Origin of the sequence: Streptomyces sp. NPDC086777, from assembly GCF_040702065.1 — a bacterium.
GTDB lineage: Bacteria > Actinomycetota > Actinomycetes > Streptomycetales > Streptomycetaceae > Streptomyces.
On the sequence record NZ_JBFBJI010000036.1, the window covers coordinates 19,677 to 40,374 of the forward strand.

The 20,698-nt window shown below is 71.9% G+C and carries 19 protein-coding genes; 10 read left to right on the plus strand and 9 right to left on the minus strand.

Annotation, left to right across the window (positions count from 1 at the left end; genetic code table 11):
• Positions 1 to 99: 99 nt before the first annotated feature.
• Positions 100 to 1,479 (minus strand): CynX/NimT family MFS transporter, encoded by a 1,380-nt coding sequence (locus AB0472_RS35910; protein ID WP_366362910.1) that lies wholly within the window; start codon positions 1,477 to 1,479, stop codon positions 100 to 102.
• A 140-nt stretch (positions 1,480 to 1,619) separates the two neighbouring features.
• On the opposite strand from AB0472_RS35910, the gene AB0472_RS35915 reads away from it, so the two are divergent.
• Positions 1,620 to 2,312, plus strand: a complete 693-nt coding sequence (locus tag AB0472_RS35915) for an FCD domain-containing protein (protein ID WP_366362912.1) — start codon at positions 1,620 to 1,622, stop codon at positions 2,310 to 2,312.
• On the opposite strand, the gene AB0472_RS35920 is transcribed toward AB0472_RS35915, so the two are convergent.
• The 3 genes from AB0472_RS35920 to fabG form a co-directional block, all read right to left on the minus strand.
• Entirely contained in the window at positions 2,290 to 2,640 is a 351-nt protein-coding gene (locus AB0472_RS35920; RefSeq protein WP_366362914.1) for a hypothetical protein, read from the minus strand. The genes AB0472_RS35915 and AB0472_RS35920 overlap by 23 nt on opposite strands.
• Positions 2,641 to 2,818: 178 nt before the next feature.
• The gene (gene fabI, locus AB0472_RS35925) at positions 2,819 to 3,586 is read right to left on the minus strand and encodes an enoyl-ACP reductase FabI (protein ID WP_093504744.1); all 768 of its coding nucleotides are present in this window, start codon (positions 3,584 to 3,586) and stop codon (positions 2,819 to 2,821) included.
• A gap of 5 nt (positions 3,587 to 3,591) precedes the next feature.
• Positions 3,592 to 4,311: a 3-oxoacyl-[acyl-carrier-protein] reductase gene (gene fabG / locus AB0472_RS35930; RefSeq protein WP_366362917.1), complete on the minus strand. Its 720-nt coding sequence runs from the start codon at positions 4,309 to 4,311 to the stop codon at positions 3,592 to 3,594.
• Between the two features lie 236 nt (positions 4,312 to 4,547).
• Here fabG and AB0472_RS35935 point away from each other — a divergent pair, with 236 nt between their 5' ends.
• From AB0472_RS35935 to tyrS, 3 genes are read left to right on the plus strand one after another with little or no spacing between them, the layout of a single operon-like run.
• Complete coding sequence (locus AB0472_RS35935) at positions 4,548 to 6,071, plus strand: TldD/PmbA family protein (RefSeq protein ID WP_366362919.1); 1,524 nt, start codon at positions 4,548 to 4,550, stop codon at positions 6,069 to 6,071.
• A complete protein-coding gene (locus tag AB0472_RS35940; protein ID WP_366362921.1) occupies positions 6,068 to 7,462 on the plus strand; it encodes a metallopeptidase TldD-related protein in 1,395 nt (464 codons plus the stop codon). The genes AB0472_RS35935 and AB0472_RS35940 overlap by 4 nt, the downstream gene beginning before the upstream one ends.
• Positions 7,463 to 7,505: 43 nt before the next feature.
• Positions 7,506 to 8,774 carry a tyrosine--tRNA ligase gene (gene tyrS, locus AB0472_RS35945; RefSeq protein WP_366362923.1) on the plus strand — a complete coding sequence of 423 codons (1,269 nt, stop codon included), beginning with the start codon at positions 7,506 to 7,508 and terminating at the stop codon, positions 8,772 to 8,774.
• Between the two features lie 150 nt (positions 8,775 to 8,924).
• Here tyrS and AB0472_RS35950 read toward each other — a convergent pair whose 3' ends face one another.
• Positions 8,925 to 9,203 carry a GlsB/YeaQ/YmgE family stress response membrane protein gene (locus AB0472_RS35950; protein ID WP_366362925.1) on the minus strand — a complete coding sequence of 93 codons (279 nt, stop codon included), beginning with the start codon at positions 9,201 to 9,203 and terminating at the stop codon, positions 8,925 to 8,927.
• 245 nt (positions 9,204 to 9,448) lie between these two features.
• On the opposite strand from AB0472_RS35950, the gene AB0472_RS35955 reads away from it, so the two are divergent.
• Both AB0472_RS35955 and AB0472_RS35960 read left to right on the plus strand, forming a co-directional pair.
• On the plus strand, positions 9,449 to 9,850 hold the full coding sequence (locus AB0472_RS35955; RefSeq protein ID WP_366362927.1) for a DUF3099 domain-containing protein: 402 nt from the start codon (positions 9,449 to 9,451) through the stop codon (positions 9,848 to 9,850).
• A 231-nt stretch (positions 9,851 to 10,081) separates the two neighbouring features.
• A complete protein-coding gene (locus AB0472_RS35960; protein WP_351958519.1) occupies positions 10,082 to 10,297 on the plus strand; it encodes a hypothetical protein in 216 nt (71 codons plus the stop codon).
• A 23-nt stretch (positions 10,298 to 10,320) separates the two neighbouring features.
• Here the strand turns inward: AB0472_RS35960 and moaA are convergent, their stop codons facing one another.
• The 3 genes from moaA to AB0472_RS35975 all read right to left on the minus strand — a co-directional run bounded on the left by moaA (position 10,321) and on the right by AB0472_RS35975 (position 13,465).
• On the minus strand, positions 10,321 to 11,310 hold the full coding sequence (gene moaA, locus AB0472_RS35965; protein ID WP_366362929.1) for a GTP 3',8-cyclase MoaA: 990 nt from the start codon (positions 11,308 to 11,310) through the stop codon (positions 10,321 to 10,323).
• Positions 11,311 to 11,465: 155 nt separating this feature from the next.
• Positions 11,466 to 13,112 carry a cation acetate symporter gene (locus AB0472_RS35970; RefSeq protein ID WP_366362931.1) on the minus strand — a complete coding sequence of 549 codons (1,647 nt, stop codon included), beginning with the start codon at positions 13,110 to 13,112 and terminating at the stop codon, positions 11,466 to 11,468.
• Positions 13,109 to 13,465 carry a DUF485 domain-containing protein gene (locus AB0472_RS35975; RefSeq protein WP_351498490.1) on the minus strand — a complete coding sequence of 119 codons (357 nt, stop codon included), beginning with the start codon at positions 13,463 to 13,465 and terminating at the stop codon, positions 13,109 to 13,111. The genes AB0472_RS35970 and AB0472_RS35975 overlap by 4 nt, the downstream gene beginning before the upstream one ends.
• Before the next feature lie 335 nt (positions 13,466 to 13,800).
• On the opposite strand from AB0472_RS35975, the gene AB0472_RS35980 reads away from it, so the two are divergent.
• From AB0472_RS35980 to AB0472_RS35995, 4 genes are all read left to right on the plus strand, one after another.
• The gene (locus tag AB0472_RS35980; protein WP_366362933.1) at positions 13,801 to 15,327 is read left to right on the plus strand and encodes a S8 family serine peptidase; all 1,527 of its coding nucleotides are present in this window, start codon (positions 13,801 to 13,803) and stop codon (positions 15,325 to 15,327) included.
• A gap of 62 nt (positions 15,328 to 15,389) precedes the next feature.
• Entirely contained in the window at positions 15,390 to 16,931 is a 1,542-nt protein-coding gene (locus AB0472_RS35985; protein ID WP_366362935.1) for a S8 family serine peptidase, read from the plus strand.
• A 46-nt stretch (positions 16,932 to 16,977) separates the two neighbouring features.
• Positions 16,978 to 18,354, plus strand: coding sequence for a CoA transferase (locus AB0472_RS35990; protein ID WP_366362937.1), 1,377 nt, complete (start codon positions 16,978 to 16,980; stop codon positions 18,352 to 18,354).
• 156 nt (positions 18,355 to 18,510) lie between these two features.
• Complete coding sequence (locus tag AB0472_RS35995) at positions 18,511 to 19,512, plus strand: CopD family protein (RefSeq protein WP_366362939.1); 1,002 nt, start codon at positions 18,511 to 18,513, stop codon at positions 19,510 to 19,512.
• 108 nt (positions 19,513 to 19,620) lie between these two features.
• Here AB0472_RS35995 and AB0472_RS36000 read toward each other — a convergent pair whose 3' ends face one another.
• Positions 19,621 to 20,667, minus strand: a complete 1,047-nt coding sequence (locus AB0472_RS36000) for a zinc-dependent alcohol dehydrogenase family protein (RefSeq protein ID WP_366362941.1) — start codon at positions 20,665 to 20,667, stop codon at positions 19,621 to 19,623.
• Positions 20,668 to 20,698: the final 31 nt, after the last annotated feature.

The window sequence follows — 20,698 nt, forward strand, 5'->3', positions numbered from 1 at the left end:
CCGCCCGCGCGGGGTGGCCGCGACACGGCCGGCACAGTCCGACAACGACCCACGAGGGTCACCGGGGGCGGCGGGAGTCGGTGGGGGCCGGGTGCGGGATCAGGCGGCCGCGGCCGCCTCCTCCTCCACGATGCGGTCGCGGCCCGCCAGGACGCCGACGGCCATCTGCGGGATCATGAGGCCGACCATGAGGGCGATCGGCAGGCCCCAGCCGCCGCTGTGCTGGTAGAGCACGCCCACCAGCAGCGGGCCGGGGATGGAGATCAGGTAGCCGGTGCTCTGGGCGAAGGCGGAGAGCTGGGCGACGCCTGCGCCGGTCCTGGCCCGCATCCCGACCATGGTGAGGGCCAGCGGGAAGGCGCAGTTCGAGATGCCCAGCAGGACGGCCCAGGCCCAGGCGCCGCCGGCGGGCGCGAGGTACAGGCCGGCGTATCCGGCGAGGCCGCAGACGCCGAGCGCGATCACGATCGGGCCCTGGTGCGGCAGCCGGGTGGCCACGCGCGGGATGACGAAGGCCAGCGGTACGCCCATCACCATGGTGACGGCCAGCAGCAGTCCGGCGGTGCCCGCGGAGACCCCGGCGTCCCGGAAGATCTGCGCCATCCAGCCCATCGTGATGTAGGCGGCCGTGGCCTGGAGCCCGAAGAAGACGGCGAGCGCCCAGGCGGTACGGCTGCGGGTGATCCGCAGCGCGGGCTGCTGCCGCTCCGCACGCGCGCGTGCCTCGGCCTCGGGGGCCGGTGCCGTTCCGCGGTCGCGTACCAGCGGGACCCACGGCAGCACCGCGACGGCCGCGAGCGCGGCCCAGACCGCGAGCCCGGTCTGCCAGCTGCCGCCGAGGGCGTCGGTCAGGGGCACGGTCACCGCGGCGGCCACCGAGGTGCCGGCGGCGAGGGCCATCGAGTAGAGACCGGTCATGGAGCCGACCCGGTCGGGGAACCAGCGCTTGACGATGACCGGCATCAGCACGTTGCTGACCGCGATACCCATGAGCGCGAGGGCACTGCCGGCCAGGAACCCGGCGGTGCTCCCGGCGTACGGCCGTATCAGCAGGCCGGCCGTGACGGCCACCATGCCCGCGCAGACCACGGCCGCCGGGCCGAAGCGGCGGGCGAGACGGGGGGCCGTGACACCGAAGACGGCGAAGCAGAGCGGGGGCACGGAGGTGAGCAGTCCGGCCACGCTGCCGCTCATGCCGAGGCCGTCGCGGACCTCCTCCAGGAGCGCGCCGAGGCTGGTGATGGCGGGCCGGAGGTTGACGGCGGACAGCACGATGCCGACGACGACCAGCCGTGTCGCCCACGCGCGCGTGGCGGTCGCGGGGCTGCCATCGGACGCCGTCGCGGGTGCTGTCCCGGCCGCCCCGGCCGCGCCAGCCGTCTCAGCTGTCCTCGCCGTCTCAGCCGTGTCGTCCGTCCCGGCCATCCCGGTTGCCGCGGTGGCCCCGGAGGCCGTCGTGCCGTTTTCCTTGCCTACCATGAGGCCATCATAGAATCATGGGATGAATGGTTGTCCATCCTCGGACTACCCCGGACTACCCCGGCCTGCCCCGGCTTGTCCTGGCCCGTCCTGGACTGCCCCGGCCGCTCCCGCCGGGCCCTCGCATGCGAAGGTGTGTCATGCCTCTGAGTCATCCGCGCCGCTCGGCGCTGTCCGAGCAGGTCATCGCCGCGCTGCGGAACCAGATCACCTCGGGCGAGTGGCCGGTCGGCTCGCGCATCCCCACCGAGCCGGAGCTGGTCGAGCAGCTCGGGGTGGCCCGCAACACGGTCCGGGAGGCCGTCCGGGCGCTGGCCCACAACGGCCTGCTGGACATCCGCCAGGGCTCGGGAACGTACGTCTCGGCCACCAGTGAGCTGGCCGGCGTGATGCACCGCCGGTTCGCCGGGGCCGACCCCCGGCACATCGCCGAGCTGCGCTCCACGCTGGAGTCGTCGGCCGCCCGGCTGGCCGCGGCGCGCCGCACCGAGAAGGACCTCAGGCAGCTCGACGCCCTCCTGGCCCGCCGCGAGCAGGCCTGGCGGTCAGGCGATGCCGAGGCCTTCGTGACGGCGGACGCGACCCTGCACCTGGCCGTGGTGGCCGCCTCGCACAACGACGTGCTGACGGCGATGTACGCCGACCTGGGCGAGGTGCTGCGGGAGTGGCTGCGCGCGGACGTCGGCGCCGAGCTGACGCCGCAGTCGTACATGGACCACACCCGGCTGGTCGAGGCGATCCGCGCGGGCGACGCGGACGCGGCAGCCAAGGAGGCGGCGAGCTACCCGTTCCTGTGCCGTCCGGACCGGTTCAGCTCACCTTCTCGTGACTGATCCACACCGCACGCACGTCCTTCCAGCAGCGGCCGGAGAGCCGTACGGTCATCGCCGGGCCGGTGTCGGCCGGCGAACCGTCGGCGTCGATGTCCCACCACTGGGCGCACTCGATGTGCAGCCGGACCCGGTCCGTGTCGACGTAGGGGTTGTGGCAGTAGGCCACCACGTGGGAGCCGCGGACGGTGGTGCGGCACGACGCACCGAACAGCTGTGGGGCCGGCTTGTGCGCGTTCGGCACGCGCGCGTGGGACTCGGCGGCGCAGGGCGGCGACACCACGAGGGCGAGGGCCAGGGTCACCGGGGCCAGGCTGCGGGAAAGGCGCACAAGGGGGACCTCCTCGGCCGGGCTGGGGAGGGACGTCGCGCGGTGCACGCGCAACCAGGGTGTGCCGCCGCGTCTCCAGGGTGCGCCGCCCGGCGGGTGATCACCCGGCCGGTGGGCCGAACGGGTGAGGCCCGTACCCCTCGCGGGACACGGGCCTCGGAGAGTCCGCGGGTGCGGGTCAGGCGCCGATGGCGTGCAGACCGCCGTCCACGTGGATGATCTCGCCGGTGGTCTTCGGGAACCAGTCGCTCAGCAGGGCGACGATGCCCTTGCCGGCCGGCTCCGGGTCCTTGAGGTCCCACTCCAGCGGGGAGCGGTGGTCCCAGACGGCGGCCAGGTCGCTGAAGCCCGGGATGGACTTGGCGGCCATGGAGCCGATGGGGCCGGCCGAGATGAGGTTGCAGCGGATGTTCTGCTTGCCCAGGTCGCGCGCGATGTAGCGGCTGGTGGCCTCCAGGGCGGCCTTGGCCGGGCCCATCCAGTCGTACTGCGGCCAGGCGTACTGCGCGTCGAAGGTGAGACCGACGACCGAGCCGCCGTTCTGCATCAGCGGCAGGCAGGCCATGGTCAGCGACTTCAGGGAGTACGCGGAGACGTGCATGGCGGTGGCGACGGACTCGAACGGCGTGTTGAGGAAGTTGCCGCCGAGGGCGTCCTGGGGGGCGAAGCCGATGGAGTGGACGACGCCGTCGAGGCCGCCGAGCTCCTCGCCGACGAGGTCGGCAAGGCGGCCGAGGTGCTCGTCGTTGGTGACGTCGAGCTCGATGACCTTGGTGGGCTTCGGCAGCTTCCTGGCGATGCGCTCGGTCAGCGTGGGCCGCGGGAACGCGGTGAGGATGATCTCGGCACCCTGCTCCTGGGCCAGCTTGGCCGCGTGGAAGGCGATGGAGGACTCCATCAGCACACCCGTGATCAGGATGCGCTTGCCCTCAAGGATTCCACTCATGGTGATCAGTGACCCATTCCCAGTCCGCCGTCAACGGGGATGACGGCTCCAGTGATGTACGAGGCGTCGTCCGAGGCGAGGAACCGCACCGTCGCGGCGACCTCCTCGGGCTCCGCGTACCGGCCGAGCGGCACCTGAGACACGATGGTGGCGCGCTGCTCGTCGGTGAGCACCTTGGTCATGTCGGTGTCGACGAAGCCGGGCGCGACGACGTTGAAGGTGATGTTGCGCGAGCCCAGCTCCCGGGCGAGGGACCGCGCGAAGCCGACCAGGGCGGCCTTGGAGGCGGCGTAGTTGGCCTGGCCGGGGCCGCCGTAGAGGCCGACGACCGACGAGATGAGGACGACCCGGCCTTTCTTGGCGCGCAGCATGCCGCGGTTGGCGCGCTTGACGACCCGGAAGGTGCCGGTGAGGTTGGTGTCGACGACCGAGGTGAAGTCCTCCTCGGACATCCGCATCAGGAGGGTGTCCTTGGTGATGCCGGCGTTGGCGATCAGGACCTCGACCGGGCCGTGCGCGTCCTCGATCTCCTTGTAGGCCTGCTCCACCTGCTCGGAGTCGGTGATGTCGCACTTGACGGCGAGGACGCCGAGTTCCTTGAGATCGGCCGGCGGCTCACCGGAGCGGTACGTGACGGCGACCTTGTCGCCGTTGTCGGCGAAAGCGCGGGCGATGGCGAGGCCGATGCCCCGGTTGCCTCCAGTGACGAGAACCGAGCGGCTCAACGGATCACCCTTTCGTTCGGTCTGACCACCCGCCCGAACAGCTGGCGTGACAGGCGGCTTCATCGAAAACCTATCGGTCCCGCCATCGCCACGGGCAAGCGGGCACCGACAGTGGCTCGGGGGTGTCACTGTCGGATCCCTACAGAAAGGCCCGACGCCGGGCCGAAACATGTGGTCCGTACACCCGCGGGCGCGACATGATCGGACGGACAGGCCACGACAGCAGGGAGACCTCCGTGCCTCATTCCATCGACGAAGCCTTCACGGCGCTTCCGCTACGGGCCCTGGCCGACGCCGCGCTGGCACGCGCGCGTGCGCTGGGGGCCGAGCACGCGGACTTCCGGTTCGAGCGGGTGCGCAGCGCGTCCTGGAGTCTCAGGGACGCCAAGCCCGCCGGATCCTCGGACACCACCGACCTCGGGTACGCGGTCCGGGTCGTGCACGGCGGTACCTGGGGCTTCGCGTCCGGGGTGGACCTGAGCCTCGATGCCGCGGCCAAGGTCGCGTCGCAGGCGGTGGCCATGGCCAAGCTCTCGGCGCAGGTCATCAAGGCGGCCGGGTCCGACGAGCGGGTCGAGCTGGCCGGCGAGCCGGTGCACGCGGAGAAGACGTGGGTCTCGGCGTACGAGATCGACCCGTTCACCGTGCCGGACGAGGAGAAGTCGGCGCTGCTCGCGGAGTGGAGCGCGCGGCTGCTGGCGGCGAACGGCGTCAACCACGTCGACGCCTCGCTGCTCACCGTCCACGAGAACAAGTTCTACGCGGACACGGCCGGGACCGTGACGACCCAGCAGCGGGTGCGGCTGCATCCGCAGCTGACGGCCGTGTCGGTCGACGAGTCCAGCGGCGAGTTCGACTCGATGCGGACCATCGCGCCGCCGGTCGGCCGCGGCTGGGAGTACCTCACCGGCACCGGCTGGGACTGGGACACCGAACTGGAGCAGATCCCGGAGCTGCTGGCCGAGAAGATGCGGGCGCCGAGCGTCGAGGCGGGGCTGTACGACCTGGTGGTCGATCCCTCCAACCTGTGGCTGACCATCCACGAGTCCATCGGCCACGCCACCGAGCTGGACCGCGCGCTCGGCTACGAAGCCGCCTACGCCGGCACCTCCTTCGCCACCTTCGACCAGCTCGGCAAGCTGAAGTACGGCTCCGACCTGATGAACGTCACCGGTGACCGCACCGCCGAGCACGGCCTGGCGACCGTCGGGTACGACGACGAGGGCGTCGCGGCCCAGTCCTGGGACCTGGTCAAGGACGGCAGGCTCGTCGGCTACCAGCTGGACCGCAGGATCGCGCGGCTGACCGGCTTCGACCGCTCCAACGGGTGCGCCTACGCCGACTCCCCCGGGCACGTCCCCGTGCAGCGCATGGCCAACGTGTCCCTGCAGCCGGACCCGGCCGGGCTGGCGACCGAGGACCTGATCGGCGGGGTGGACCGCGGGATCTACGTGGTCGGCGACCGCTCCTGGTCGATCGACATGCAGCGCTACAACTTCCAGTTCACCGGCCAGCGGTTCTTCAGGATCGAGAACGGCCGGATCACCGGGCAGCTGCGCGATGTCGCCTACCAGGCGACGACCACCGACTTCTGGGGTTCCATGGCGGCCGTCGGCGGCCCCCAGACGTACGTCCTCGGCGGTGCCTTCAACTGCGGCAAGGCCCAGCCGGGACAGGTCGCCGCGGTGTCGCACGGCTGCCCCTCGGCCCTCTTCAAGGGCGTCAACATCCTCAACACCACGCAGGAGGCCGGTCGATGAGCGCCCGTAGCAACAAGCCGCACGAGATCGTCGAGCGGGCTCTCGAACTGTCGCGGGCCGACGGCTGCGTGGTCATCGCCGACGAGCACTCCACCGCCAACCTGCGCTGGGCCGGCAACGCGCTCACCACCAACGGCGTCACCCGCGGCCGTTCGCTCACCGTCGTCGCCACCGTGGACGGCAAGGAGGGCACGGCCTCCGGTGTCGTCTCCCGGTCGGCGGTGACCGCCGACGACCTGGAGCCGCTGGTGCGGGCCGCCGAGGCCGCCGCCCGCGGTGCCGGGTCCGCCGAGGACGCCCAGCCGCTGGTCACCGGCGTACCCGAGGCGCCGGACTTCACCGACGCACCCGCCGAGACCTCTTCCGCCGTGTTCGCCGACTTCGCCCCGGCGCTCGGCGAGGCCTTCGCACGCGCGCGGGCGGGCGGCCGCGAACTGTACGGCTTCGCCAACCACGAGCTGGTGTCGACGTACCTGGGCACCTCGACCGGGCTGCGCCTGCGGCACGACCAGCCCACCGGCACGCTGGAGCTGAACGCCAAGTCCCCGGACCGTACCCGCTCCGCGTGGGCCGGGCGCTCCACGCGGGACTTCAAGGACGTCGATCCCGGCGCGCTCGACGCCGAGCTCGCGGTGCGGCTCGGCTGGGCCGAGCGGCGGGTGGACCTGCCGGCCGGCCGGTACGAGACGCTGCTGCCGCCGACCGCGGTCGCCGACCTGCTGATCTACCAGCTGTGGTCGGCGTCCGGGCGGGACGCGGCCGAGGGCCGGACGGTGTTCTCCAAGCCGGGCGGCGGCACCCGCGTCGGCGAGAAGCTGACCGACCTGCCGCTGACCCTGCGCAGCGACCCCAACGAGCCGGGCCTGGAGTCCGCGCCGTTCGTCGTCGCGCACTCCTCCGGCGGCGACCAGTCCGTCTTCGACAACGGGCTGCCGGTCGCCTCCACCGAGTGGATCGCGCGCGGTGAGCTGAAGAACCTGACGACCACCCGGCACACCGCGGGCCTGACCGGGCTGCCGGTGGCCCCGGCGGGCGGCAACCTGATCCTCGACGGCGGCGAGGACCGCTCCCTGGAGGACATGGTCGCCGCCACCGAGCGCGGGCTGCTGCTGACCTGCCTCTGGTACATCCGCGAGGTCGACCCGGCGACGCTGCTGCTCACGGGCCTGACCCGGGACGGCGTCTACCTGGTGGAGAACGGCCAGGTCACCGGACAGGTGAACAACTTCAGGTTCAACGAGTCGCCGGTGGGCCTGCTGGGGCGGGCGACCGAGGCCGGGCGCACGGAAAAGACGCTGCCGCGGGAGTGGAGCGACTGGTTCACTAGGGCCGCGATGCCCGCGCTGCGGGTGCCCGACTTCAATATGAGCTCTGTCAGCCAGGGCGTATAACCTCGTACCTGATTACGAGACCACCCAAGGAGATACGAGAACCGTGACGGACATCGTCGACGAGCTGAAGTGGCGGGGGCTGTTCGCCCTGTCCACCGACGAGGACGCTTTGCGCAAGGCGCTCGCGGACGGTCCCGTCACGTTCTATTGCGGTTTCGACCCGACCGCGCCGTCCCTGCACGTCGGGCACCTGGTGCAGGTGCTCACCGTGCGTCGGCTCCAGCAGGCCGGTCACCGGCCGCTGGCGCTGGTGGGCGGTGCGACGGGCCTGATCGGCGACCCGCGCCCCACGGCCGAGCGCACGCTGAACGACCCCGAGACGGTCGCCGGCTGGGTCGGCAGGCTGCGTGCCCAGATCGAGCCGTTCCTGTCCTTCGAGGGCGAGAACGCGGCCGTCATGGTCAACAACCTCGACTGGACCGAGGGTCTGTCCGCGATCGAGTTCCTGCGGGACATCGGCAAGCACTTCCGCGTCAACAAGATGCTGACCAAGGACTCCGTGGCCCGCCGCCTGGAGTCCGACCAGGGCATCAGCTACACGGAGTTCAGCTACCAGATCCTCCAGGGCATGGACTTCCTCCAGCTGTTCAGGCGGTACGGCTGCACGCTCCAGCAGGGCGGAAGCGACCAGTGGGGCAACCTCACGGCGGGGCTGGACCTGATCCACCGCCTGGAGCCGCACGCCAGTGTGCACGCGCTGGCGACGCCGCTGATGACCAAGGCGGACGGCACGAAGTTCGGCAAGACCGAGGGCGGAGCCATCTGGCTCGACGCCGAGATGACGACGCCGTACGCGTTCTACCAGTTCTGGCTGAACGTGGACGACCGGGACATCTCGACCTACATGCGGATCCTGTCCTTCAAGTCCCGCACGGAGCTCGAGGAGCTGGAGAAGCAGACCGAGGAGCGTCCACAGGCGCGGGCGGCCCAGCGGGCGCTGGCCGAGGAGCTGACGACGCTCGTCCACGGAGCCGACCAGACGGCCGCGGTGATCGCCGCGTCCAAGGCGCTGTTCGGGCAGGGCGAGCTGGCGGAGCTGGACGACCGGACGCTGGCCGCCGCGCTGTCCGAGGTGCCGCACGTCCAGGTCACCGAGCTGGGTCCGGTGGTCGACCTGTTCGCGGAGGTCGGGCTGGTGGCCTCCAAGTCCGCCGCGCGGCGGACCGTGAAGGAGGGCGGGGCCTACGTGAACAACGTGAAGGTGACCGCCGAGGACGCAGTGCCGGATCGTGCGGAGCTGCTGCACGGGCGGTGGCTGGTGCTGCGGCGGGGGAAGAAGAACCTGGCGGCCGTGGAGGTCGTCGGTTCGTGAGCGCCGTGGGGGGTGCGGGGTGCGTTGCCGGCCGCGAGTGCGTCGTGGCCGGTCGCGCAGTTCCCCGCGCCCCTTTCGGAGCGCGGTGAAGCTCTGGGCGCGGGGAAGCTCGGAGCGCGGTGAAGCACGGAGCGCGGTGAACGGCGCGCGTCAGATGCGCTGTTTCCGCTTTCCCAGTGTCGCCGTGTAGGCCATGTCGCCCAGGAAGACGATGATGATCGCCGCCACCAGCTGGAACAGGTGACGGGTCCAGTCGATGCCCTTCGTCTCCGCCACGCCGACCGCGCGGGCGATCGCGTTGCCCGCGATCGCGCCCAGGATGCCGAAGATGGTCGTCAGCCACAGGGGGCTGTGCTGCTTGCCCGGGATGACCGCCTTCGCGATGAGCCCCAGCACGAAACCCACGATGATCGCCCACAACCAGCCCATGACTGCCTCCTCGTACGGCTCGACGTGAGCATTACGCCAAGTCTCGGCCCGTACGCCGTACGGCGCACGTCGGTACCGCCGTACGCGCTACGGCGCAGGGCGTTCACGCAGGCGGGAGGGCGACCCGGTCTCGAAGGCGGCGCAGGCGCGGCGTACCGTGGGAAGGGTCCTGGCCCGGTTCCCCGAACGGGTGCGGACGGGGTACGGGCCGGGGAGAGTCCGATGCGGGCGAATGGTGGAATGTGATGCGGAAGCAGCGCGGCGACGGCAACGTCCAGGTGTTCCGGATCACCGGAGCCCGTACCGGCCTGGCGGAGGACGTACGCGGCCGGCAGCGGCGGTACGTCATCTCGATGGCCATCCGGACCATGTCGGTGATCCTCGCGGTGACGTTGTGGAACGTCGAACGGTACGTCGCCGTCGTGGCCCTGGTGCTGGGAGCGCTGCTCCCCTACGTCGCGGTCGTGATCGCCAACGCCGGACGGGAGCGGCCGCCGTCGCTTCCGTCGACCTTCGGAGTCGCGCCGACGAGGCTGATGATCGCGCCGCCGCGGGCGGAGGGGACGCAGGCGGAACCCGTCCCGGAGGACGTGGTGGCGGACCCGGCGGCGGGCACCGTCAGCGGCGAACGGCAGGAGCCGGTCTGAGTTCGTGGGCCCCGCGCGGACGGGCGAGGACTCCGCCCGAAGCTCAAGAAAAGCTCAGATCGATCGTGCTGTTCCAGTGCCGGGCCGAGGGTGACCCATGACATACTGCGTACGCGCTCCGCATCCCCCGTCGGAGCGACGGACCGACGCCGGGCAGCTCCCCCCGTGGCTGCTCGGCGTCGCCTTGTTTGCGGGGCTTTTTTGCGAGACGAAGCGGTGCGAGACGAAGCAGTGAGTGACGTTGTCTGTTCGGCGAAGGGCTGTCGCGCCGCCGCGGTGTGGGTGCTGGCCTGGAACAACCCGAAGATCCACACGCCGGAGCGGCGCAAGACCTGGCTCGCCTGCGAGGAGCACCGGGAGCACCTCTCCCAGTTCCTGGGCGTGCGGGGGTTCCTGAAGGACGTCGTGCTGTTGCGGGAGTGGGAATCGCCCGAGCAGGACGGATAGCCCGGGTGCGCCGGGTAGCGGGGCTAGCCGCCGATCGCGGACATCGGACGGTCCGGCTGCACGAACTGCGGATCGTCCAGTCCCGCCCCCGCCTTCTTTCCCCACATCGCCAGCCGCCACCTGCGGGCGATCTCCTCGTCCGGCGCGCCCGAGCGGAGCGCGCCGCGCAGGTCCGTCTCCTCCCGCGCGAACAGGCAGGTCCGTATCTGGCCGTCGGCCGTGAGGCGGGTGCGGTCGCAGGCCGCGCAGAACGGCCGGGTGACCGAGGCGATGACGCCGACGCGGTGCGGGCCGCCGTCGACCAGCCAGCGCTCCGCCGGGGCCGAGCCGCGGTCGTCGGCGCCCTCGGGGGTGAGGTCGAAGCGGGTGCGGAGCGAGGCGAGGATGTCCCCGGCCGTCACCATGCTGTCGCGCTTCCAGCCGTGCTGGGCGTCGAGGGGCATCTGCTCGATGAAGCGCAGCTCGTAGCCGTGGGCCAGCGCCCAGGCGAGGAGGTCGGGGGCCTCGTCCTCGTTCAGGCCGGGCATCAGGACCGTGTTGACCTTGACCGGGGTGAGGCCGGCGTCGTGGGCGGCCCGGAGGCCGTCCAGGACGTCCTGGTGGCGGTCGCGGCGGGTGAGGGTCTTGAAGACGTCCGGGCGGAGGGTGTCCAGGGAGACGTTGACCCGGTCCAGACCGGCCGCCTTGAGGGCTGCCGCCGTGCGGCGCAGGCCGATGCCGTTGGTCGTCACGGACATCCGGGGGCGGGGGGCCAGGGCCGCCACGCGCTCGACGATGCCGACCAGGCCGGGGCGCAGCAAGGGCTCGCCGCCGGTGAAGCGGACCTCCTCGACGCCCAGCAGCCGGACGGCGATGTCGACCAGCCGGACGATCTCGTCGTCCGTGAGCAGGTCGGGCTTGGCCAGCCACTGCAGACCCTCCTCGGGCATGCAGTACGTACAGCGCAGGTTGCACCGGTCGGTCAGTGAGACTCTCAGGTCGGTGGCCACCCGGCCATAGGTGTCGATGAGCACGCGGGCCCCCTCCCTCGTTGCGGATCGGATCTCTGCCGTCTCCTAGTGAGCCTACGTGACGGCACTGACATCGGGAGAGGCCCGATACCACGAGGTACGACGCGGCCGCGCCGTAGGATCCTACGATCCCGTCGACGCGGCCAGTCGTACGAAACTCAGTGCGCTCCGGTGCCGGTCAGGGACCGCACCTCCAGCTCCGCGTACTTCTGGGCGTCCGGGGCCTCCTTGGAGAGCAGAGTGCCCACGACGCCGAGGAGGAATCCGACCGGGATCGAGACGATGCCCGGGTTCTCCAGCGGGAACCAGTGGAAGTCGACGCCCGGGAACATGGACGTCTCCTTTCCGGACACCACCGGCGAGAACAGCACCAGGCCGACCGCGGTGACCAGGCCGCCGTAGATCGACCAGAGGGCTCCGGCGGTGGTGAACCGCTTCCAGAAGAGGCTGTAGAGGAGGGTCGGCAGGTTGGCGGAGGCGGCGACCGCGAAGGCGAGCGCGACCAGACCGGCGACGTTGAGGTCGCGGGCCAGGGCGCCGAGCACGATCGACACCGCGCCGATGCCGACGGTGGCGTAGCGGGCCGCGTTGATCTCCTGCTTCTCGGTGGCCTGGCCCTTCTTGATGACGTTGGCGTAGATGTCGTGCGCGAAGGACGACGAGGACGCCAGGGTGAGGCCCGCGACCACGGCGAGGATGGTCGCGAAGGCCACCGCCGAGATCGTGGCCAGCAGGATCGCGCCCCAGTTGGAGTCGACGCCGCCCAGGTGGAGGGCGAGGAGGGGGGCCGCGGTGTTGCCGGACTTGTTGGAGGCGATGATCTCGTCGGGTTTGATCAGCGCGGCCGCGCCGAAGCCGAGGGCGAGGGTCATCAGGTAGAAGGCGCCGATCAGGCCGATCGCCCAGAGGACGGACTTCCGGGCGGCCTTGGCGGTGGGCACGGTGTAGAACCGGATCAGGATGTGCGGCAGTCCGGCGGTGCCGAGGACCAGGGCGATGCCGAGGGAGAGGAAGTCCAGCTTGCTGGTGCCGGTGGCGCCGTACTTCAGGCCGGGCTCCAGGAAGGCGGCACCCTTGCCGCTGTTGTCGGCGGCCTTGCCGAGCAGGTCGGAGACGTTGAAGTGGAACTTGGCCAGCACCATGAAGGTCAGCAGCAGGGCGCCCGCGATGAGCAGCACGGCCTTGACCATCTGGACCCAGGTGGTGCCCTTCATGCCCCCGATGGTGACGTAGACGATCATCAGGACGCCGACCAGGGCGACGATGCCGATCTTGCCGGCGTCGCTCGTGATGCCGAGGAGCAGGGAGACGAGGACACCCGCGCCCGCCATCTGGGCCAGCAGGTAGAAGATCGAGACGACGATCGTGGAGGTGCCGGCGGCGGTGCGGACCGGGCGCTGGCGCATCCGGTAGGCCAGCACGTCGCCCATGGTGTAGCGGCCGGAGTTGCGCAGCGGCTCGGCGACCAGGAGCAGGGCGACCAGCCAGGCGACCAGGAAGCCGATGGAGTAGAGGAAGCCGTCGTAGCCGAACAGGGCGATCGCGCCGGCGATGCCCAGGAAGGACGCGGCGGACATGTAGTCGCCGGAGACGGCGAGGCCGTTCTGGAAGCCGGTGAACTGGCGGCCGCCCGCGTAGAAGTCGGCGGCGTCCTTGGTCTGGCGGCCCGCCCAGACGGTGATGACGAGGGTCGCGGCGACGAACACCGCGAACAGGGTGATGATCAGCGTCCGGTGCTGGCCGGCCTCGCCGGCCGCCAGTGTGATCGCGGGGCTGTCCGCGGCCAGCGTGATCGCGGGGCTCATGCGCCGCCCTCCATCCGGGACTTGATGGCCTCTGCCTTGGGGTCGAGCTTGGCGGCGGCGTGCCGGGCGTACCACCAGGCGATGAGGAACGTGGTCAGGAACTGGGCGAGGCCGAGGACCAGGGCCACGTTGACGTTGCCGACGACCTTGGTGCCCATGAAGTCGTCCGCGTAGCTGGAGAGCAGGACGTACAGCAGGTACCAGGCGATGAAGGCGAAGGTCAGCGGGAAGGCGAAGGAGCGGTGGGAGTGCCGCAGTTCGGCGAACTCCGGACTCTGCTGCACCTCGGCGAACTCCTCGCCGGAGGGGTGCCGGGTCTGCGTGTTCGAGGGCGGTGGTGTCTCGGTGGCCACGGAGTCTCCTCGCGATACGGACATGCGGATTCTGACCTCACAGACATGTGGACCACACACGTGGAGTGATGAGGCGACTCCGATGTGTGAATCCGACAGGGGGCCTCGATCCTGCTGCGGCTCCCTCCCCGAGGTCACGGCGCCACGCGTGGTCGGGTTCAACTCGCCCGGGTTCTTTCGGAAGTCGTCGGCGCAAGTCACCTCCGGTCATTGCTGGCCGGTGAGTACGGGAGATAGCTTCGGCCCTGCACCACCCGTCATGTACCTGCCCAAGCGCAACTCGCGTCTTGGGCGGGCCCGTTTTCGGTTGATGTTCCGGATGATGTGGAGACCCCATGGCTCATCTGCGTTCCAGACGCGGGCTGGCGCTCGCCGTCCCGGTCGTCCTGTCGCTGACCGCCTCGCTCGGCCTCCTGCCGACGGCGGCTTCGGCGGCCCCGCCGTCCGCCCGGGCCGCCCGGGCGGCGGACGGGCCCGACCTGGCCTACGTCGTCAACACCAGGACCGACCACCGCACGATCGAATCGGTGCAGCGGGCGATCGCCCGCAACGGCGGCACGATCATCGAGACGTACGACAGGATCGGCGTGATCGTCGTGCACTCGGCGAACCCGGACTTCGGCGCTGCGCTGCGCGCGGTGCGCGGGGTGCAGTCGGCGGGCGCCACCCGGACGGCCCCGCTGAGCGCTGCGGGAACCACGGACGAGGGCGCCGTACAGGTGCTGTCGAAGGCGGAGGCCGCCCGGGTCGGGCAGCGGGCGGCGGCGGGCCAGGAGCCTCTGGAGGCCGACCAGTGGGACCTGCGGGCGATCGGCGCCGACAAGGCGGCCGTCGTCAACCCGGGGAGCCGTTCGGTGACGGTCGGCATCATCGACACCGGAGTCGACGACACCCACCCGGACATCGCCCCGAACTTCTCCGCCGCGCAGTCCGCCAACTGCGTGAGCGGCAAGGCGGACACGACGTACGGCGCCTGGCGGCCGGCGGACGCCGACCACTACCACGGCACCCACGTCGCCGGTGAGATAGCCGCGGCCCGCAACGGGATCGGCGTGGCCGGCGTGGCACCGGGCGTGAAGGTCGCGAGCATCACGGTCGCCCAGCCCGACGCGACGCAGCTGTTCTACCCGGAGAGCGTGGTCTGCGCCTTCGTCTTCGCCGCCGACCACGGCATCGAGATCACCAACAACAGCTACTACGTTGACCCATGGCTGTACAACTGCATGGACGACCCCGATCAACGTGCCATCGTTGACGCGGTCAACAGGGCGCAGCTGTACGCCCAGCGCAAGGGCACGCTCAACGTGGCCTCGGCGGGCAACTCCAACGACGACCTCGACTCGCACGCCCTGACGGACACCTCGAGCCCGGACGACTCGACGGCCACCACCCGGACGGTCGACCCGCACGAGTGCTTCGACGTACCGACCCAGCTGCCCGGCGTGGTCACCGTGAGCGCGGTCGGCGTCAACGACACGAAGTCGTACTACTCCAGCTACGGCCGGGGGGTCGTCGACGTGGCGGGCCCGGGCGGCGACAAGTACCAGATCCCGGACACCCCGTCGAAGAACGGCCGCATCCTGTCCACCCTGCCGAACGACCAGTACGGCTTCCTCCAGGGCACCTCGATGGCCTCCCCGCACGTGGCCGCGGTGGCCGCGCTGCTGAAGTCGACGCACCCGCACGCCACCCCGGCCCGGCTGCTGGCCCTGCTGAAGGCCGAGGCGGACAACCCGGGTTGCCCGGCGGGACCCTACGACGGGGACGGCGACGGCGTCGTCGACGCGACCTGCGTGGGCGGCAAGCACGTCAACGGCTTCTACGGGTCCGGTGTCGTCGACGCGCTGCGCGCGGTCAAGTAGGCACCGCAGAGCAGGACTTCCCGCACGGCACGCCCGTTCCGCGAACGAACTGGAGACCTCAGATGACCGCGCCCCAGTCGCGCTACCGTCGCGTCCTCGCCCTCCCGCTCGGTATGGCCATGGCCACCGCCCTCGCCTTCCTGCCCCATGCCTCGGCCTCCGCCGCCGACACCGGCACCGGCACCGGCACCGCCACGTCCGCGGCCGATGACCCGACGGCCCTCAGCTATGTCGTCAACGTCCGCCCCGGACACGGCACTTCCGAGCGCGTGCAGAAGGCGATCGCGCGGGCCGGCGGTTCGGTGGTGATCGCGTACGACGAGATCGGCGTGATAGTCGTCCACTCGTCCAACGCCGACTTCGCCAGGACCATCCGGAAGGTGCCCGGCGTGGACTCCGCCGGGAACACCCGCAACGCGCCGCTGCCCGCCCAGTCGACCACCGACGTCGGCACACCCGAGGTGCTGAGCTCCGAGCAGATATCGGCCGCCGACGCGCGGGCGGCCGACGGGCAGGACCCGCTCGAACCGCTGCAGTGGGACCTGCCGGCCATCAAGGCGGACAAGGCGCACGAGAAGACCCTGGGCAGTTCGAAGGTCACCGTCGCCGTCATCGACACGGGCGTCGACGACACCCACCCGGACATCGCCCCGAACTTCTCCGCCGCGCAGTCCGCCAACTGCGTCTCGGGCAGGCCGGACACGACGTACGGCGCCTGGCGGCCCACCGCGGCGGAGAGCCCGCACGGCACGCACGTGGCGGGCGAGATCGCGGGCGCCAAGAACGGGGTCGGCATCACCGGTGTGGCACCGGGCGTCAAGGTGGCCGGCATCAAGGTCGCCACCACCGCCGGGTACTTCTACACGGAGGCCGTGGTCTGCGGCTTCGTGTGGGCGGCCGAGCACCACATCGACGTCACCAACAACAGCTATTACACCGACCCCTGGTACTTCAACTGCACCGACGACCCGGACCAGAAGGCGCTCGTCGACGCCATCACCCGGGCCTCGCGGTTCGCGGAGCGCAAGGGCACGGTCAACGTCGCGGCGGCCGGCAACGAGAGCTACGACCTGGCCTCCCACTCGATCACCGACCCGGTCTCACCGAACGACGGCACGCCCGTCGACCGGGTGATCGACCCGCACAGGTGCTTCGACATCCCGACCCAGCTGCCGGGCGTGGTCACGGTCGCGGCGACCGGCGCGAAGGGACTGAAGTCGTCGTTCTCCAACTACGGCCTCGGGGTCGTCGACATCGCCGCGCCGGGCGGCGACTCGACGGCCTACCAGGCGCCGGCGCCCCCTGCCACCAGCGGCCTGATCCTCGGCCCGCTGCCGGGCGGCAAGTGGGGCTACATGGCCGGTACGTCGATGGCGACCCCGCACGTCGTCGGCGTCGCCGCACTGATCAAGTCGACCCATCCGCACGCCTCCGCCGCCCTGGTCAAGGCCCTGCTGTACGCCGAGGCGACCGCCACGCCGTGCACCGACCCGTACGACATCGACGGCGACGGCAAGGTCGACGCGGTGTGCGAGGGCGCCAGGAACCACAACGGCTTCTACGGCTGGGGCACGGCCGACGCCCTGGCGGCGGTGACCAGGTAGCACCAGGACACATATATTGATCCAGTCAATAATGCATAGTGCAGTCATGACTGGAATCAAGTACGCGTGGTCCGCGCTGGGCGGCGATCCGTCGCTGCCCGCGCGGATCACGTCCGTGGCGCGCACGGGCACGCTCCCGGCGCGCCTTCCGGTGCACCGGCTCGCCCGCGCCTGCGTCGGCGCCTGCGCACTGGCCGCCGCCGAGCTGGCGGCACGGCGGGCCGGGTCCGCGGAGGTGCCCCGGGTCCTGGTGGACGACGGGGCCGTGGCAGCGGCGTTCACCAGTGAGCGGCACCTGCTGGTCGGCGGGCGGGCGCCCGTGCAGTTCGCCCCGCTGTCCCGGTTCTGGCGCACGGCGGACGGCTGGGTGCGCACCCACGCCAACTACCCCCACCACGGCGCCCGGCTGCTGCGTGCGCTCGGCCTGCCGGAGCACGCCTCCCCCGAGGAGGTCGCCGCCCGCATCGCCGGGCGCGCCGCGCTGGACGTGGAGAACACGGTGTACTCGGCCGGCGGGCTCGCCGTGGCACTGCGCTCCCCCGGGGAGTGGGCCGCGCACGAGCAGGCGGCCGCCGTGGCCGCGCGCCCCCTCGTCGAGCGCGAGCGCCTGGACACGGCGCACGCGCGCGTGCTCCCGCCTCTCGACGCCGGCGCCGCCCCCCTGCTGCCCGCCGCCGGGCTGCGCGTCCTGGACCTGACGCGAGTCCTCGCCGGACCGGTCGCCACCCGCACCCTCGGACTGCTGGGCGCCGACGTCCTGCGCCTGGACGCGCCCTGGCTGCCCGAACTCCCCGACCAGCACGCCGACACGGGCTTCGGGAAGCGCTCGGCGAAGCTGGACCTGACGACGGACCGCGCCGTCTTCGAGGAGCTGCTGGCCTCGGCGGACGTGGTGGTCACCGGCTACCGTCCGGGCGCCCTGGACCGGTTCGGGCTCTCCCCCGAGGCGCTGGCCGAGCGGCGGCCCGGGCTGGTCGTGGCCCAGGTGTCGGCGTGGGGCGCGTACGGGCCGTGGGGCGGCCGGCGTGGCTTCGACAGCCTGGTGCAGGCCGCCACCGGCATCGCGGAGACCGAGGGACCGGCGGACCGGCCGGGCACGCTGCCCGCCCAGGCCCTGGACCACGGCACCGGCTATCTGCTGGCGGCAGGCGTGCTGCGGGCCCTGACCGAGCAGTCGTACGACGGGGGCAGCAGGTTCGTGCGGCTGGCACTGGCGCGGACCGCGCGGTGGCTCACGGAGGAACTGCCCTCGGGCCCCGAGGCCGGCGAGCCGTACGACGGGCCGGACGCCTGGCTCGCCGGGACGGACGGTGCGCTGGGGCGGCTGCGGTACGCGCGTCCGCCGCTGTCCTTCGCGGGCGGCCCGGCCGACTGGGCGCGGCCGCCGGTGCCGTGGGGGTCGGACGCGCCGCGTTGGGCGTAGCCGCCGGGGCCCGGGGTAAGGCCGGCTCGGGCTCGTCGGGCGTGAGCGCGCACGCCGGGACGGGCGGAAACGCATGAATGGGTGGTATGCCGTTCCGTCAGCTGTTTTCCTGTACTTGCCCGCTTCTGTCAAGGCTGGTGGAGCTCAGGGGGGCCGTTGACACGACCGACCGCCGAGGTGGCCGCGAGCGGCGCCGCGGGACGTCCCGGTGCCCGCCGGGCCGTCGCCGTCCTGGTCCTGGTGGCGGTGGCCGCGCTGGTACCGCTGCTCGGGCCGTCCGCCGCCCTGCGGGGCACCGGGGAGGCCGCGGCGCCCGGGGTGGGTGGTGTCGCCCTGCTGCGCGGGGTGCTGTTCGCCGCCCTGTGCGTGCCGGCGGGTGAGCTGTTCGTGGACCGGCTGGTCCGCCGAGTGCCGAACGCGCCGCCCGAACGGCCGCCGAGCTGGACGGTGTTCGCGGCCGCTGCCGGGTTCGTCGCCGCGCTGGGACTCGCGTCGCTCGTGTCGACGGGCAACCTGGTGCCGCGCTCGCTCGCCGACATGGACGTGGGCGGCCTGTACCGGTCCCGCGAAGGCAAGCTGGCGCTGATCGAGGTCAACGCCCTGCTGCTGGCCGGTCTGTGCGCCCGTTCGCGCCGCCCGGCGGCCCAGGTGTGGCCGCTGGCGGCGGTGACCGTCGCCGAGGCGCTGCGTGCCCATCCCGCCCCCGAGCACGGCCCGTTGCTCGGCTCCGCGCTGACGCTGGTGCATCTGGTCTGCGCGACGCTGTGGGTGGGGGGCCTGCTGCACGCGCTGCGCATGCTGCGCCGGTGGCGCGGCCGGGAAGCCGGCGCGGCGCTGCTCGGGCTCTACGCGCGCGTGGCGGCCGTGCTGCTCGCGGCCATCACCGCGACGGGCGCGTGGAGTTCGCTGCGGCGGATGCCCGCGGGCACGGTCCTGGACCAGCTGACGACGACGGCGTACGGGCGCACCCTGCTGGCCAAGGTGATCCTCGTCGCCGCCGTCGCCGTGCTCGCGCTGTGGGCCCGGTACCGGCTGCGCCGGGCGGCCGACCCACTGACCGCGTACGTCCCCGCGCGGGCCGAGGTGGCCGTGCTGGGGGTGGTCGTCGCGGTGTCGGGAGTGCTGACGGCACTGCCGCTGCCGATCAGATGGACCTGACCGGACGGACCTGACCGGACGGACCCGGTCGGACGGACCCGGTCGGACGGACCGGATCGACGATCGTCCGCCGGCCGGCACGGGCGACGGCAGCCGTCCGTCGTCGACTCAGCCGTTCGTGACGAGCACCTTCAGCGCGGTGCGCTCGTCCATCGCCTTGTAGCCGTCGGGCACGCCCTCGATGCCGACGGTGAGGTCGAAGACCGGCGACGGGTCGATCGTGCCGTCGAGGACGTCGGGGAGCAGGTCGGGAATGTAGGCGCGGACCGGGGCGACACCGCCGCGCAGGGCGATGTTCCGGTCGAACATGACACCGAGGTCCAGTCCGGTGCCGCTGCCGTGCGGGACGCCGACGAAGCCGATCGCGCCGCCGTCGCGGGTGATCTCGACCGCCGTCCGCATGGACTGCTCGGTGCCGACGGCCTCGACGACGGCGTGCGCGCCCTGGCCCCGGGTGAGTTGGCGTACGGCGTCCACGGCCGCGTCCCCGCGTTCGGCGACGACGTCGGTGGCGCCGAAGCGCCGCGCGATGTCGGTGCGCACCTCGTGCCTGCCCAGCGCGATGATCCGCTCGGCTCCCAGCCGCTTGGCGGCCAGTACGGCGCACAGGCCGACCGCGCCGTCGCCGACGACGGCGACCGTGGCGCCGGGCCGGGCACCCGCCCCGAGTGCCGCGTGGTGGCCGGTGCCGAGCACGTCGGAGAGGGTCAGCAGCGCGGAGAGCAGGTGGTCGTCGGAGGCGGCGTCCTTGGGCAGCCGGACCAGGGTGCCGTCGGCGAACGGGACCCGCACGGCCTCGCCCTGGCCGCCGTCGTATCCCACCGAGCCCCAGAAGCCGCCGTGCTCGCAGGACGTGGTCAGGCCCTCGCGGCAGTAGTCGCAGACGCCGTCGGACCACATGAAGGGGGCGACCACGAGGTCGCCGCGCCGCACTGTGCCCACCTCGGAGCCGGTCTCCTCGACCAGGCCGAGGAACTCGTGGCCGATGCGCTGTCCCGGCTGCCGGGCCGACTCACCGCGGTACGCCCACAGGTCGCTGCCGCAGATGCAGGCGCGCAGCACCCGTACGACGGCGTCGGTGGGCAGTTGCACCACGGGCTCGGGTACGTCCTCCACGCGCATGTCGAACGGGGCGTGGATGGTGGTGGCGCGCATGGCGAGGGTCCTTCTCGTGCGGTGTCGTGGG